Raw genomic sequence first — 13,773 nt, forward strand, 5'->3', positions numbered from 1 at the left:
CGGGGTGCGCGGATTTATGCGGCCGTTTCCGCGGGGGCCGGGCCGTCGTTCGGGCGATTCAACGCGCGCAGGGTCATGCCCGTCAGCCCGATCAGCAGCACCACGTAGAGATCGGTGGTGGCCGTGAGGCCAAGGCCGCGCACCGCGAACCCGGCGGCGAAGGCCGGCACGCAGAAGGCGAGGTAGCTGAGCACGAAATAGCTGGCCATCAGGCCGGCGCGTTCGTGGACATGGGCGAGCGGGACCAGCGCGCGGAGCGACCCCTGGACGATCAGGCCGAGCCCGGCGCCGGCGATCGCGGCCCCCGGCAGGAAGAGCGCGAGGTGCCGGGCATGAAGCCCGAGCAGGATGACGGGCAGGCCGAGCAGAACGAGGGGCGCGCCGCGCCGGAGCAGCATCATCGCGTCACCCTTGCGGTGCAGCAGCATCGCCGCGAGCGCCGCGCTCATGACCGAGGCGATTTCCCAGCCGCCCAGCAGCGGGTCGGTCGATCCGCCGGCGGCCAGCCGCGCGACGGCGGGGCCGAGCGACAGGAACAGCCCGGCGAGCGCCCAGACCGCGATATTGGCGGGCGCGACCCGGAGCAGGGCCGCGCGGGCCCGGTGGGGCACATGCACGCGGGGCCTGAGGGAGGCGAGCGCGCCCGGCTTCGGCGAGACCGTTTCGGGCAGGGCGAGGATCGCGGGAACGGCCAGTACCAGGGCGGCGAGGACCAGCACGAAGACCAGATGCAGCGGCTGGGGCGCGAAGCGTGCCAGCACGGCCGAGAACAGCGCGAAGCCCGCCATCGAGCCCATCGGCACCATGCCGCTGATCAGCCCGCCGCGCGCGCGTTCGGCGTCCTGAAGGCCCGCGCTGAGCACGCTGGTGGCGATGCCGGTGGCCAGCCCCTGCAGGGCGCGGCCCCGGATGACGTCGCCGATCCCCGCGGCGGTGGCGAATTGCAGCATGGCCAGTGCCTCGATCGCGATCGCCATGAGCGCGACGCGGCGGCGGCCGATATGGTCGGACAGCGCGCCGAAGCAGAGCAGCGCGCCCAGCAGGGTCAGGGCGTAGATCGCGAAGGCGGCCTGGAGCATCGGCACCGGGACGTGCCATTGCGCCTGATAGAGCGGAAAGAGCGGGGTCAGCGCGGCCGAGGCGCCGAGAAAGACGAACAGGACCGCGCCATAGGTCCAGAGGAGGCGTCGTGCAGGTAGCTTCGTCATGGACGGGTTCCCCCGTTAAAGCATAGGATGTGCGTTAGTCCATATTGGAGTATGCCGCATAAAAGCAATATATTTGCTTTAGAGGGTACGCATCATGTCGGTGAGACGGGTCTTGCAAGCGGGGGGGCAAGCAGGGGGGCAACCCGGGGGGCAACCCGGGGGGCGAGCAGGGATGCGACCGGGGGGGCGGAGTTTGCGCGTGCAGCAGGCCGTGCATGCGGCGGTCGGCGCGTTGATCGCGGAGGGCGGCCGCGAGACGCTGACGGTGCCGCAGATCGCGCAGCGCGCGGGCGTGACGCCCTCGACGATCTATCGCCGCTGGGGCGATCTGGCGACATTGGTGAGCGACGTCGCCCAGCGCACCCTGCGCACGGAATGTCCGATCCGGCCGACCGGCCATTTCGGTACCGACCTGGCGACCTGGGCGGAGATGTACCAGGAGGAGATGGACTCGACGCCCGGCCGGGAGATGATGCGCGACATCCTGCGCGGCTGGGACGGCGCACAGGCCGCATGCAGCCTGATGGATACGGTGCAGCCCGTTATCGAGGCGATTCTCGCCGCCGCCCAGCCGTCGGTCCGCCTGTCCGCCGCGCGCGTGATCGATGCCGTCGTCGCGCCGGTGCTGACGCGGCTGCTGTTCACGGATGCGCCGTTGCCCCCGGGGCTGGCGCGCGACGCGGCGCTGCGCGTGGCGGCGGAGGGCCGGGAGCGGGAGTAGATCCCGTTCAAGCGGAATCGTTTGAGCGGGTGAAGATGCGCGATAAAACAACGACATAGGAAGTGAGGCGGTCATGCGGACTACGTTGGCGATCGATGATGACGTACTGGTCGCAGCCAGGGCTCTTGCGCGGCAGCAGCGCAAGAGCCTTGGAGAAGTCGTGTCCGATCTGGTGCGCCATGCCTTGCGCCCCCATCCGGCGGCTCCGAGCATGCGTAATGGTATTCCTCTCCTGCCCGTGTCCGACGAAGCGACCATCGTGACGCGCGAGATCGTCAATATGCTTCGCGATGAGGGGCCGTGACGTTTCTGCTCGACGTCAAGCCCGTGGCCGGGTCGCGCCAAAGCGGCTGCGCATTGCCCCGCATGATGCGTCCCGCGCCGGACGCGTCGCTTTCGGCCCGGGTCAGCAATGTAGACAAAGTCAGTCCGAACGCGCCGGACAGGCGCCGCGGCATCGTTGCGGTGTGACTGGCCCCGGCGCGCTCGATCTTCGCGCTCGACCTTGCTGGTCATGGCGCGGCTGACGCCGGACGTATGGCCAGGCCGGACAGCGACCAGCCGCGCGGCACGCGCTCGGCGCGCAGCCGGGCGGCGAGGGTGTGCTCCAATACGGATAAGGCGATGTCGTTTTGTACCGTAGACATGATGACGCTATGGTGGATAGCGTCGATGATTCCATCCCGTATCGCCCGAGGGTGCCGATGCCCATTACCGTCCGCGACGCGACCGAGGCCGATCTTTCCGGCATCCTGGCCATCTATAACGAGGTCGTCCGCACATCCTCGGCCGTCTACACGGAGCAGGAAGCGACGCTGGAGGACCGCAAGGTCTGGTTCGCGCAGCGGGCCGGCCAGGGTTATCCGGTGCTGGTGGCCGGGCACCCGGCGGACGATTCGGTGCTGGGCTATGCCACGTTCGGCGATTTTCGGCCCTGGCCGGGCTATCGGCATACGGTCGAGCACTCGGTCTATGTTCGCGCCGACATGCGTGGCCGTGGGGTGGGCAGGGCGCTGGTCGAGCCCCTGTTCGGCCGGGCCGCGTCCCTTGGCAAGCATGTCATGGTGGCCGGGATCGACGCCGCCAATCCCGCCTCGATCCGCCTGCATGACCGTCTCGGCTTCGAGCGCGTGGGAACGTTGCGCGAGGTCGGACACAAATTCGGTCGCTGGCTCGACCTGGTGTTCATGCAGCGGTTTCTCGACGCGGGCCGCGACTGAGGGCCGGCGTCGTGCATGGCGGCGGGGTCAGGCCGTCATATGGCCCGCTCGCGCGGCCTCGATCCGGGCAATGTCGATCCGGCGCATGGTCATCATGGCGTCCATCGCCCGCTTTGCGGCGGCGCGGTCCGGATCCTTCAGCGCGGCCATCAGGATTCGCGGCACGATCTGCCACGAGAAGCCCCAACGGTCCTTGCACCAACTGCACGCGCCTTCGCTGCCGCCATTCTCGATGATCGCATTCCAGTAGCGGTCGGTTTCCGCCTGATCCTCGGTCATCACCTGGAAGCTGACCGCCTCGTTCGGCGAGAATGCGGGGCCGCCATTCCGGTTCCTGTCGTTCAGGCCCCTGCCATTCAGGCCGATGAATGCCTGGCCGAGTACGGTGAATTCGACGGTCAGCTCGCTGCCCCGTTCGCCGCCAGGGTAATCGGACGGAGCGTGAAGCACTGGTCCGACATGGCTGTCCGGAAAGGTGGCCGCGTAGAATTCCGCCGCTTTCCGCGCCTCGTCATGGTCGAACCACAGGCAGGTGACGATTTTTCCGGACATGTGCTTTCCCCAGGGGTGCTTTCCCCAGGCGCGCCTTGACGGCGCGCCATCGCCATACGCGTGCGACGTATGGCGATGGCGCTTCGCTTCAAGACCGGGTCATCCGTTCGTGACGGCTTGGGCTGTTCAGGCGGCGATGCGAAGGGGCTGCGGCTGCGGGGCGCGGCTGCGCAGGCGCCAGGCGGCGGGGTCGGCGAAGAGGGCGCGGAGCAGGCGGTTGTTCAGGGCGTGGCCGGATTTGTGGCCGGTGAACAGGCCGTTGATCGCGGCGCCGGCAAGGTAGAGATCGCCCACCGCGTCGAGCATCTTGTGCCGGACGAATTCATCCGGGCGGCGCAGGCCGGAAGGGTTGAGCACGCGCGCGCCGTCCACCACCACCGCATTGTCGAGCGAGCCGCCCCGGGCCAGGCCGGCCTTGTGCAGGGCCTCGATGTCCTGCCGCAGGGTGAAGGTGCGGCAATTGGCGAGGTCGCGGCGGAAGACCTGGCGGTCGATCCGCGTGGCGAAGGTCTGTTCGCCGATCGCGGCGGCGGCGAATTCGATCGACGAGGTCATCGACAGGCCGGGATCGCGAGTACCGGGGTCGCGGGCGGGGCGCAGCTCGGCGAAGGCGTCGCCCTCGGCCACGCGGACGGGGGCCAGGATGTCGATCACCGCGCGCGTGGCGGCCTGTTCCGCCAGGCCGGCGCAGTCGAGCAGGAAGACGAAATCGGCCGCCGAGCCGTCCAGTACCGGGATTTCGGGTCCGTCGACATCGACCAGCGCGTTATCGACGCCGCAGCCCGCGAACGCCGCCATCAGATGTTCGATGGTGGCGACGCGTAGCGCCGGGTCCCGGGCATCGCCGATCACGGTGCTGAGGCGGGTATCGACGACCTGATCGAACCGGGCGGCGATGGTGCGGCCGTCGAGATCGGTGCGGCGGAAGACGATGCCGGTCTCTTCGGCGGCCGGACGGAGGACCAGGCTGATGCGCCGGCCGGTATGCAGCCCGACGCCCACGCAGGAGATGGCGTGGCGCAGGGTCTGCTGGCGCGGGGCGCGCGAGGTCCGTGTGGCGGATGCCGGAGCGGGGGAGGATTGGACGGCGGGCGGCTGGGCCTGCCGCAGGGCGTCGTTCCCCACCATTGCCAGCATTCCGTCCATATGTGTCCCCCAGTCTTTGATCGCTTCTTGAGCGCGTTTCGATCGCGTCTTGATCGCTTAATTCTCGATCGTTCGATTTGCGTCGTGCGTTACAGCAACGACAGCATGATCTGTAGCGGGTGCGGCGCGGCGGGGCGAGTCAAGGATTATTGCTGACTGTTACGGGGTAAGGGACTGATAATAAAGACAAAATTACGCCATAATGATCGATGTCGCGCATGGCGCCGCGCCGGCCGGGGAGGGCGCGGCGCCATGGAGCGGATCAGGATTGGCGGCGCAGGAAGGCGGGGATGTCCAGCCCGACCTCGTCGGCCGAAGCCTGGCGCACCGTGGCGGTGGGCTCGGGGTCGGGCAGGGCGGGTTCGGCGCGCGGGGCCTCGGGGGCCGGCTGGCGGCGCAGCGCGCCGGTGACGATGCTGAACAGGCTGCCGCCGCGCGGGGCGGGCTGATGGACCGGTTCGGGCTGGCGCGGAGCCTCGGAGAACAGGGGGGAGCGCGGCGAAGGACGTACGCCGGCCATGTGCTGCGGGACCGCATTGGGCGAGGGCGCGCCGGGCGACGCGGCGTGCGGCGACGCGGCGTGGGACGCGGCGGCGTTGGGCGCGGCCGCGACCGGCGGGGCGTTGACGAAGTTCGGCGTCGCATGGCGCGGGGTCGCGCCGTGGGCGTCGGACGCGGCGTCCGGCGTCGGCGCGGATTCGGCGGCCTCGGCCGGAAATGCGTCGGCCGGGGCGGCGTCGAACGCGCGGACCGGCGGCGTGTCGATGCCGGTGGCGACCACCGAGACACGGATGCGGCCATTGAGCGATTCGTCGATCGCCGAGCCGAAGATGATGTTCGCGTCCTCGGCCACTTCCTCGCGGATGCGGTTGGCGGCCTGGTCGACCTCGTACAAGGTCATGTCCTCGCCGCCCGTGATGTTGATCAGCAGGCCGCGCGCGCCGGCCATCGAGGTATCTTCGAGCAGGGGGTTGGAGATGGCGTCCTCGGCCGCCGAGATGGCGCGGTTGTCGCCCTCGGCCTCGCCGGTGCCCATCATCGCCTTGCCCATCTCGGCCATCACGGTGCGGATGTCGGCGAAGTCGAGATTGACCAGGCCGGGCGCCATCATCAGGTCGGTCACGCCGCGCACGCCCATGTAGAGGACGTTGTCGGCCATCTTGAACGCGTCCTTCCAACTGGTGCGCTCGGTCGCCAGGCGGAACAGGTTCTGGTTGGGGATGACGATCAGCGTGTCGACATATTGCTGCAGCTCGGCGATGCCGGTCTCGGCGGATTTAGAGCGGCGCCCGCCCTCGAACGTGAAGGGCTTGGTGACCACGCCGACCGTCAGGATGCCGCGTTCGCGCGCCATGCGCGCGATCACCGGGGCGGCGCCGGTGCCGGTGCCGCCGCCCATGCCGGCGGTGATGAAGACCATGTGCGCGCCGTCGAGGTGGCGGGCGAGTTCGTCGGCCGCTTCCTCGGCGGCCGCGCGGCCGATTTCGGGCTTGGCGCCGGCGCCGAGGCCCTGGGTCAGGTGCGGGCCGAGCTGGATGCGGCGATCGGCCTTGCTGTGCGACAATTGCTGCGCGTCGGTGTTGGCGACGACGAATTCCACGCCCTGGAGCTGGGACTGGATCATGTTGTCGACGGCATTCGTCCCGCCGCCGCCCACGCCGATCACGGTGATGCGCGGCGTGAAGTCGGAATGATTCTGCTGCGGGATGGAGAGATTCAAAGTCATAGGCGTCTCCCGGGACGAGTCGTTGGATCGCGAGTGCCGATTCGCGGGTTTGGCTTCAGGGGGTATTGTGAATCATTTCATCATACCCTGTCGCGTATGAATTCGATGACGCGGCGCAGCAGGCCGGGCGATCGCGGTTCGGAAAGATCCAGATCGCCCAGCGCGCCGCCCGCGCCGGCCGCCCAGGCCAGCAGCCCGGCCGAGGTGGCGAAGGACGGCCAGGCCGCCGGGTCCTCGGGCAGGCCGCGAATCCCGGTGGGGCGGCCCAGCCTGACCTGGCGGTTGAGGATGCGCGCGGCCATGTTGCCCACGCCGTCGAGCAGCGAGGCGCCGCCGGTCAGCACGACGCGCCCGTCGGCGGCGCGGCCGACCCCCGCCGATTCCAGGCGGTCGCGCACCATTTCCAGTGTTTCCTCGATGCGCGGCCGGATGATCGAGACCACCTTGGCGCGCGAGACCTTGACGAAATGGTTGTCGTCGTCGCCGATCAACTGCACGGGCAGCAGGTCGAGATCGTCATCGGCGGAGAGTTCGGCCGAGCCGTACATCGTCTTGAGCCATTCGGCGCTGTCGGGCGAGGTCGAGAGCACGTGGGCGATGTCGCGCGTGACATGCATGCCGCCGACCGGCAGGCAGGCGGTGTGCAGGAGCTGGCCCTCGCCGAAGATGGCGATCGAGGTGGTGCCGCCGCCCATGTCGACCACGGTGACGCCGAGTTCGCGCTCGTCGGCGTCGAGCACCGCGAGGCCGGAGGCCAGCGGGGCGGAGACCAGTTCCTCGATCTTGAGTTCCGCGCGGGTCAGCACGGTTTCCAGGTTGCGCAGCGCCGTGGTGCTGGCGTCGATGACGTGCAGGCGCGAGGTGAGCTGGTCGCACAGATGGCCGCGCGGGTCGGCGACGCCGGCGGTTTCGTCCACCGAGAAATCGAGCGGCATCGTATGCAGGATCGAGCGGCCCTCGGACATCGCGCGCATCCGGCCCTCGGTCACCACGCGGCGGACGTCGGACTCGGTGATCTCGCGCCCGCCCACCGGCCAGCGGACATTGAACAGGCGGCTTTCGGGGTGGCCGCAGGAGAGATTGACGTAGACATTGTCCAGCCGGCGTTCGGCCATGTCCTCGGCCTGGCCCACCGCGGCGCGGATCGCGGCCTCGGCGTCGCGCAAATCGACGATGCCGCCGGAGCGGACCCCGTGCGAGCGGCGCCAGCCATGGCCCAGCACCCGCAGCGTGCCGTCGGATTCGCCGCGTCCGATCAGGCACATGATCTTGGTGGAGCCGATATCCAGCACGCCGAAGACCCCCTGCCGCCAGCCGCGCGGCGGGGTGGGCTCATCGGGCGGGGGCAGGGCGATGACGCGGCCGCCCGCGGGCGCGGGGAGGGCCGCGTCGGCGCCGCGCCGGCGGGAGCGGCGGCGGCGGGCGGGGGCCGGGTTCTCGGGCTGCGGAGTGACGACGAGATCGTTCATGCGCGCCTCCGTGGGGCGGATTCGCCGTCGGGAGGCGGCAGGTTGGGGACGGGGGGCGGAAGCGCATTGCCGTCGGGGAGAGCGCTCGGCGCGGTGCGGAGCGGGGCGGCGTGCGCGACGGCCGGATGTCCGGATGGCGGATGGTCGGGGACGGGATCGTCGGATGGCGGATGTCCGGGTGCCGGATGCCCCGGTGTCGGATGGCTGGGTGTCGGATGGCTGGGCGCCGGGTGGGCCTCGGGGTGGGCGGCGGCGGCGTTCTGCTGGCCGGGCGCGCCCGGCGCGGGGGTGCCGCCGGCCGGAGCGGCGCCCGGGTCGGGGGGCGGGGGCTGCTGGATGACCAGCCGGTCGGGCAGGCGCATGTCGATGGCGATTACCGGGCGGTCCAGCAGCCTGATGCTGCCCTGCAGGTCGGCGAGGCGCCTGAGGGCGGGGATTTCCTCGCCTTCGGGCAGCAGGATGGTGGTGCCGTCGCGCAGCAGCAGGTTCCAGCGCCGCTGGTTGACCCGCACGGCGGCGACCACGCGCCCCTGCACGGCGGGCTGGCCGGCCAGCGCGTCGAGCAGGCCGGCGGCGGCGAGATTGGCGTCCTGCCCCACCACCAGCGGCAGTTGCAGGAAGGCCTGGGCGTCCTTGCCGGTCATGCCCTGGTCGTGGACGACGGTGCCGGCACGGTCGATCAGCATGAAGCGGCCCTTGTTCTGCCACACCGCGAAGGGGCGGCGTTCGGTCAGGCGCACGATGATCGTCCCGGGCAGATGACGTTCGATCACAGAATGATCGACGAAGGGCAGGGCGTCGATCCGCCGGCGCGCCTGCTCGACCGAGAAGCCCAGCACCGGGTCGCCGATGCGCGCGCCCAGCGCGTCCTGCAGGGCGGAGGCGGACGTGAGCACGCGGCCGCTGACCTGGATGTCGGTGATGCGCAGGGGCAGCATGCTGACCAGGCGGGCGCGGATCGGGGCGAACCGTTCCTCGGAACGCATGTCGCGCAGCGTGACCGCCGCCCCGCCCGCCAGCGCGGCCAGGGTGAGCGCCAGGGCGGCCGGCCGCACCATGCGGCGCCGGCGCCGCAGGAAGATCGACAGCCGGGAGGGCCGGTCGTTGCGATTGTCGGCTGCGCGTCTCATGCGACGGTTCGTGATCCTCCTTGGCTCAAGGGTGGGGTTTCGGTGCGGGGCTTCAGGTGCGGCAGGTCGCGTGCTCGACCATCCAGCGGCACAGCGCGCCGTAGGAGATGCCGCAATGCGCGGCCTGTTCGGGCAGGAGCGAGGTGGGCGTCATGCCGGGCTGGGTATTGACTTCGAGCACGACCAGGCAGCCGGGGCGGCGGTCGGGTCCGTCGCCGCAGGACGTGTCGTCATAGCGGAAATCGGTGCGCGAGGCGCCGGAGCAGCCGATCGCGCGATGGGCGGCCACCGCCAGTTCCAGCGCCCGGGCGAAGGCGTCGGGGTGGATGCGCGCGGGCAATTGGTGGTGGGAGCCGTCATCGCCGTATTTGGCGTCGTAATCGTAGAATTCGTGCGCCTGGGACGGGTTGGGGGTGATGTCGGTCGCCGTCAGGGCGCGGTCGCCCAGCACGCCCACCGTGATCTCGCGCCCGGGGATGAAGGTCTCGACCAGCGCGCGGGGGCCGAAGGTCCAGGCGGCGGCGATGGCGGCGCGGCGGTTGGAGCCGGGGCGGACGATCTCGACCCCCACCGACGAGCCTTCGTTCAGCGGCTTGATGACGTAGGGGGCGGGCAGCGGGTCGGCGGCGGGGAAGTCGGCGATGTCGATCACCCGTCCTTCGGCCACCGGCAGGCCGGCGGCGCGCAGCGTGGTACGCGCGGCTGCCTTGTCCATCGCCAGCGCCGAGGCGCGCACGCCGGAATGGGTGTAGGGGATGTTCATCCAGTCCAGCACGCCCTGGATCGATCCGTCCTCGCCGAAGCGGCCATGGAGCGCGTTGAACACGACGTCGGGCCTGTGGTCGGTCAGGTCGGCGACGATGGCGCCGAGATCGGGGCCGGCGTCGATCACGCGGACGTCGAATCCTTCCTCGCGCAGTGCCGCGCTGATTCCGGCGCCGCTGGACAGGCTGACCCTGCGTTCGGCGGAGAGGCCGCCCATGAGCACGGTGATCTTGCGCGGTGCGGTCATGCGGGGTCTCCGGCAGGGGATGGGATAGAGGCAGGATCGGGGCGGCCGATGCGCTTGATTTCCCAATGGAGCGCGATGCCGGTGGCGGCCTGGACGCGGCTGCGCACCGTCTCGCCCAGCGTTTCAAGCTCGGCGGCGGTGGCGGTGCCGGTGTTGAGCATGAAATTGCAGTGTTTTTCGCTGACCTGCGCGCCGCCCAGGGCCAGGCCGCGGCAGCCGGCCGCGTCGATGAGCTGCCAGGCCTTGCGGTCGGTGAGGGCCGGGTCGGGATTGCGGAAGGTCGAGCCGCCGGTGCGGGCGCGGACGGGCTGCGACTCCTCGCGCGACTGGCGGATGGCGGCGATGGATCGGCGGATCTCGGCGGACGGGGCGGGGGTGCCGCGCAGGCGCGCGCGTGCGACCGCGGCGCCTGCCGGCAGGGCGGAATGGCGGTAGGCGAAGCCCAGTTCGGCGCCGGACAGGCGCAGGGTCCGGCCGTCGCGGGTGACGATGTCGGCCCAGTCGAGGATCGTGGCGATGTCGGAACCATAGGCGCCGGCATTCATCGCCACCGCGCCGCCGATCGAGCCGGGGATGCCGGCAAGGAATTCCAGGCCCGCCAGCCCGGCCTCGGCCGCGCGTTCGGCGACGACCATGTCGAGGCAGGCGGCGCCGGCCACCAGCCCGTCCGGTTCGATCGCGATGTCGGCGAAGCCGCCGCCCAGCCGGATGACCAGGCCCGCGATGCCGCCGTCGCGCAGGATGACGTTGGAGCATGCCCCCAGAACGGTCACAGGGACGTCGGGCGGGAGCAGGCGCATGGCCTGGGCCAGGTCGGCCGTATCGGCGGGCTGGAACAGCAGGTCGGCCGGGCCGCCGACGCGGAACCAGGTGCGCGGGCCGAGCGCGGCGCCCGGGGTCAGGCGGCCGCGCAGGCCGGACAGAAGGCCACGCAGCGCGGCCGGATCGGCCGCGGCGGGCGGGGAGGCGGAGGATTCGGGTGCGGCGGCAATCATGCCGCGAAGCCCCCCGACCTGGCCGCCGGGTTCTGCAGGGCGGCGAGTTCGCCGGGCAGGGCCTGGGCCCAGTTGGTGATGCTGCCGGCGCCGAGGCAGACCACGAAATCGCCGGGGCGGGCGATGGCGTTGATCATTTCCGCCAGGTGTTCGGGGCCGGGCAGCGGGACCACCGAGCGGTGGCCGCGTTCGCGCAGGCCCTCGACCAGGGCGTCGCGGCTGATGCCGTCGATCGGGGTTTCGCCGGCGGCGTAGACGTCGGCCACGATGACGGTGCCGGCATCGTTCATGCAGGTGCAGAACTCGCCGAACAGGGTCTGCAGCCGCGAATAGCGGTGGGGCTGGACCACGGCGATGACGTCGCGCGCCCCGGCCTGGCGCGCGGCCTTGAGCACGGCGGCGATTTCGACCGGGTGATGGCCGTAATCGTCGATCACGGTGACGCCGCCGGTTTCGCCGGTGCGGGTGAAGCGGCGCTTGACGCCGCGGAAGCCGGCGAAGGCCGAGCGGATGGTGGCGTCGTCGATTTCCATCTCGACCCCGACGGCGATCGCGGCCAGGGCGTTCTGCACGTTGTGATGGCCGAGCATGGGCAGGCGGAACGGGCCGGCGCGGCGGGTGCGGTTGCGGTTGCGGTTGGTCACCACGACCTCGAACGTCGCGCCGAGCTTGTCGGTGATGATCTTTTCCGCCCGGATGTCGGCCTGCGGCGAGAAGCCGTAGGTGATGATGCGGTGGTCGGACAGGCGGGGGATCATCTGCTGCACCGCCGGGTGGTCGATGCACAGCACGGCGAAGCCGTAGAAGGGGATGTTGGCGACGAACTGGTCGTAGGCGGCCTGCATCGCCTCGGCCGTGCCCCAATGGTCGAGATGCTCGGGGTCCATGTTGGTGACGACGGTGATCACCGAGGGCAGGCGCAGGAAGGAGCCGTCGGATTCGTCGGCCTCGACCACCATCCAGTCGCCCGAGCCCATGCGGGTGTTGGTGCCGTAGGCCTCGATGATGCCGCCATTGATCACCGTGGGGTCGAGGCGGGCGGCTTCGAGCACCGCGGCGATCAGGCTGGTGGTGGTGGTCTTGCCGTGGGTGCCGCCGACGGCCACCGACCAGCGCAGGCGCATCAGCTCGGCCAGCATTTCCGCGCGGCGGACCACCGGAATCAGGCGCGCGCGGGCGGCCAGGACCTCGGGATTGTCGCGCTTGACCGCCGTCGAGGTGACCACGACCTGGGCCGCGCCGAGATTGGCGGCGTCATGGCCGATCGCGACCTTGATCCCGGCGGCGCGCAGGCGCAGGACGTTGGCGTTCTCCGCGATGTCCGACCCCTGGACGGCGTAGCCCAGCAGATGCAGCACCTCGGCGATTCCGGACATGCCGATGCCGCCGATCCCGACGAAATGGATGGTGCCGATGGAAAGGGGCAGGGCTCTCATGCTGGGGTCTCCGTCTTGGCGGCTGTCGGATAGGCGGGGCGGGGCGTCCGATGCAAGCGTTCCGCGATCCGGGCTTCGATCAGGTCGGCGAAGCGGCGCGCGGCGTCGGGGCGGGCCAGGCCCCGCGCGGCGCGGGCGGCATCGGCGAGGGATGCGGGATCGGACAGCAGGGCCTGCAGCCGCTCGGCCAGCGCGGCGGCGGTGAAGCCGGGCTGGCGGATCATCCAGGCGGCGCCTTCCTGGACCAGGGCGGCGGCGTTCGCCCCCTGTTCGTCGCCGGCGGCGATCGGCAGCGGCACCAGGATGGCGGGACGGCCGGCATTGGTCAGTTCGGCGACCGAGGAGCCGCCGGCGCGGCCGACGACCAGGTGGGCGGCGGCCAGCAGGGCCGCGACGTCGGAGAAGAAGGGCGAGAGGGTGGCGCGGATGCCCAGCGCGTCATAAGCGGCGCGGACCCGGTCGATATCCTCGGCGCGGGCCTGCTGCGTGACGCGCAGGCGCGCGCGCAGGCCAGCCGGCAGGCGGCCGATGGCGTCGGGCACCACGTCGCTGAACACCCTGGCGCCCAGAGAGCCGCCCCAGACGAGGAGGCGGATCGCGTCGCCCGGCGGGATGTAGGGGGTGGCGTGCAGGGCGGCGATGTCGTCGCGGACCGGCATGCCGGTCGGCTCGGGATGCGCGTGGGCCGGCAGGCCGGCGACGCGGGCGAAGGAGGTGGCGATGCCGTCGGCGAAGCGGGCGAGCGCCTTGTTGGCCTGGCCCAGCACGGCGTTGCCTTCATGGAGGAAGATCAGCGGCCGGTCCTTGCCCAAAAGGCGGGCGCCCAGCAGGGGGGGGACCGAGGGGTAGCCGCCGAAGCCGACCACGGCCAGGGCATCGAGCCGGCGGAGGATGGCGCGGGCCTGGCGTGTGCCGCGCGCCAGAGCCAGGGCGGCGCCGGCGCGGCGGGCGAGCCCGTGGCCGGCGATGCCCGCGCCGGGCAGCACGAATTGCGGGCCCTCGGCGAAGATGCCGTGGCCGCGCTCGCCGGCGCGGCGGTCGGTCATCAACGCGATGGCGTGGCCGCGCGCGGCGAGCGCGCGGGCCAGGGCCTCGGCGGGGATGAAATGGCCGCCGGTGCCTCCGGCGGCGATGACGATCGGGCGGGCGGTCATGATT

General features: G+C 71.1%; 14 protein-coding genes and 1 pseudogene. 4 read left to right on the plus strand and 11 right to left on the minus strand.

Features of this window, described 5'->3' with window-relative positions:
- Nucleotides 1-14: 14 nt before the first annotated feature.
- Nucleotides 15-1,208, minus strand: coding sequence for an MFS transporter (locus AAC691_RS21625; RefSeq protein WP_342628431.1), 1,194 nt, complete (start codon nt 1,206-1,208; stop codon nt 15-17).
- A 199-nt stretch (nt 1,209-1,407) separates the two neighbouring features.
- On the opposite strand from AAC691_RS21625, the gene AAC691_RS21630 reads away from it, so the two are divergent.
- The 3 genes from AAC691_RS21630 to AAC691_RS21640 all read left to right on the plus strand — a co-directional run bounded on the left by AAC691_RS21630 (nt 1,408) and on the right by AAC691_RS21640 (nt 2,400).
- The gene (locus AAC691_RS21630; RefSeq protein WP_342628432.1) at nt 1,408-1,929 is read left to right on the plus strand and encodes a TetR/AcrR family transcriptional regulator; all 522 of its coding nucleotides are present in this window, start codon (nt 1,408-1,410) and stop codon (nt 1,927-1,929) included.
- A gap of 73 nt (nt 1,930-2,002) precedes the next feature.
- Nucleotides 2,003-2,233, plus strand: coding sequence for a hypothetical protein (locus tag AAC691_RS21635; RefSeq protein ID WP_342628433.1), 231 nt, complete (start codon nt 2,003-2,005; stop codon nt 2,231-2,233).
- Complete coding sequence (locus tag AAC691_RS21640) at nt 2,230-2,400, plus strand: hypothetical protein (protein WP_342628434.1); 171 nt, start codon at nt 2,230-2,232, stop codon at nt 2,398-2,400. The genes AAC691_RS21635 and AAC691_RS21640 overlap by 4 nt, the downstream gene beginning before the upstream one ends.
- 41 nt (nt 2,401-2,441) lie before the next feature.
- Here AAC691_RS21640 and AAC691_RS21645 read toward each other — a convergent pair whose 3' ends face one another.
- A complete protein-coding gene (locus tag AAC691_RS21645; RefSeq protein ID WP_342628435.1) occupies nt 2,442-2,576 on the minus strand; it encodes a hypothetical protein in 135 nt (44 codons plus the stop codon).
- A gap of 57 nt (nt 2,577-2,633) precedes the next feature.
- Between AAC691_RS21645 and AAC691_RS21650 the strand changes: the two genes are divergently transcribed.
- Nucleotides 2,634-3,149, plus strand: a complete 516-nt coding sequence (locus AAC691_RS21650) for an N-acetyltransferase family protein (protein ID WP_342628436.1) — start codon at nt 2,634-2,636, stop codon at nt 3,147-3,149.
- Between the two features lie 27 nt (nt 3,150-3,176).
- On the opposite strand, the gene AAC691_RS21655 is transcribed toward AAC691_RS21650, so the two are convergent.
- The 9 genes and pseudogenes from AAC691_RS21655 to murG form a co-directional block, all read right to left on the minus strand.
- Nucleotides 3,177-3,701 carry a VOC family protein gene (locus tag AAC691_RS21655; RefSeq protein WP_176641203.1) on the minus strand — a complete coding sequence of 175 codons (525 nt, stop codon included), beginning with the start codon at nt 3,699-3,701 and terminating at the stop codon, nt 3,177-3,179.
- Between the two features lie 126 nt (nt 3,702-3,827).
- The gene (lpxC, locus tag AAC691_RS21660) at nt 3,828-4,829 is read right to left on the minus strand and encodes a UDP-3-O-acyl-N-acetylglucosamine deacetylase (protein ID WP_342628437.1); all 1,002 of its coding nucleotides are present in this window, start codon (nt 4,827-4,829) and stop codon (nt 3,828-3,830) included.
- Nucleotides 4,830-5,109: 280 nt separating this feature from the next.
- A complete protein-coding gene (gene ftsZ, locus AAC691_RS21665) occupies nt 5,110-6,573 on the minus strand; it encodes a cell division protein FtsZ (RefSeq protein ID WP_342628438.1) in 1,464 nt (487 codons plus the stop codon).
- A gap of 80 nt (nt 6,574-6,653) precedes the next feature.
- Nucleotides 6,654-8,042, minus strand: a complete 1,389-nt coding sequence (ftsA, locus tag AAC691_RS21670; protein ID WP_323990687.1) for a cell division protein FtsA — start codon at nt 8,040-8,042, stop codon at nt 6,654-6,656.
- A gap of 227 nt (nt 8,043-8,269) precedes the next feature.
- Nucleotides 8,270-9,172: pseudogene (locus AAC691_RS21675) on the minus strand (cell division protein FtsQ/DivIB); the annotation flags it as partial.
- A gap of 52 nt (nt 9,173-9,224) precedes the next feature.
- Nucleotides 9,225-10,184 (minus strand): D-alanine--D-alanine ligase, encoded by a 960-nt coding sequence (locus AAC691_RS21680; RefSeq protein WP_342628440.1) that lies wholly within the window; start codon nt 10,182-10,184, stop codon nt 9,225-9,227.
- Nucleotides 10,181-11,179 carry a UDP-N-acetylmuramate dehydrogenase gene (gene murB, locus AAC691_RS21685; protein WP_323990693.1) on the minus strand — a complete coding sequence of 333 codons (999 nt, stop codon included), beginning with the start codon at nt 11,177-11,179 and terminating at the stop codon, nt 10,181-10,183. The genes AAC691_RS21680 and murB overlap by 4 nt, the downstream gene beginning before the upstream one ends.
- Complete coding sequence (gene murC / locus AAC691_RS21690) at nt 11,176-12,615, minus strand: UDP-N-acetylmuramate--L-alanine ligase (protein ID WP_323990695.1); 1,440 nt, start codon at nt 12,613-12,615, stop codon at nt 11,176-11,178. Before murC ends, murB begins: the two co-directional genes overlap by 4 nt.
- Nucleotides 12,612-13,769, minus strand: a complete 1,158-nt coding sequence (gene murG / locus AAC691_RS21695; RefSeq protein ID WP_342628441.1) for an undecaprenyldiphospho-muramoylpentapeptide beta-N-acetylglucosaminyltransferase — start codon at nt 13,767-13,769, stop codon at nt 12,612-12,614. Before murG ends, murC begins: the two co-directional genes overlap by 4 nt.
- Nucleotides 13,770-13,773 lie beyond the last annotated feature (4 nt).

Origin of the sequence: Nguyenibacter vanlangensis, assembly GCF_038719015.1 — a bacterium.
GTDB classification, from domain to species: domain Bacteria; phylum Pseudomonadota; class Alphaproteobacteria; order Acetobacterales; family Acetobacteraceae; genus Gluconacetobacter; species Gluconacetobacter vanlangensis.

What these genes read in the sequence shown, in the direction of transcription:
- murC (WP_323990695.1), bottom strand. Translation starts at nt 12,615, where the DNA reads ATGAGAGCCCTGCCCCTTTCCATCGGCACCATCCATTTCGTCGGGATC.
- AAC691_RS21625 (WP_342628431.1), bottom strand. Translation starts at nt 1,208, where the DNA reads ATGACGAAGCTACCTGCACGACGCCTCCTCTGGACCTATGGCGCGGTC.
- AAC691_RS21655 (WP_176641203.1), bottom strand. Translation starts at nt 3,701, where the DNA reads ATGTCCGGAAAAATCGTCACCTGCCTGTGGTTCGACCATGACGAGGCG.
- murB (WP_323990693.1), bottom strand. Translation starts at nt 11,179, where the DNA reads ATGATTGCCGCCGCACCCGAATCCTCCGCCTCCCCGCCCGCCGCGGCC.
- AAC691_RS21645 (WP_342628435.1), bottom strand. Translation starts at nt 2,576, where the DNA reads ATGTCTACGGTACAAAACGACATCGCCTTATCCGTATTGGAGCACACC.
- ftsA (WP_323990687.1), bottom strand. Translation starts at nt 8,042, where the DNA reads ATGAACGATCTCGTCGTCACTCCGCAGCCCGAGAACCCGGCCCCCGCC.
- AAC691_RS21680 (WP_342628440.1), bottom strand. Translation starts at nt 10,184, where the DNA reads ATGACCGCACCGCGCAAGATCACCGTGCTCATGGGCGGCCTCTCCGCC.
- murG (WP_342628441.1), bottom strand. Translation starts at nt 13,769, where the DNA reads ATGACCGCCCGCCCGATCGTCATCGCCGCCGGAGGCACCGGCGGCCAT.
- lpxC (WP_342628437.1), bottom strand. Translation starts at nt 4,829, where the DNA reads ATGGTGGGGAACGACGCCCTGCGGCAGGCCCAGCCGCCCGCCGTCCAA.
- ftsZ (WP_342628438.1), bottom strand. Translation starts at nt 6,573, where the DNA reads ATGACTTTGAATCTCTCCATCCCGCAGCAGAATCATTCCGACTTCACG.
- AAC691_RS21635 (WP_342628433.1), top strand. Translation starts at nt 2,003, where the DNA reads ATGCGGACTACGTTGGCGATCGATGATGACGTACTGGTCGCAGCCAGG.
- AAC691_RS21650 (WP_342628436.1), top strand. Translation starts at nt 2,634, where the DNA reads ATGCCCATTACCGTCCGCGACGCGACCGAGGCCGATCTTTCCGGCATC.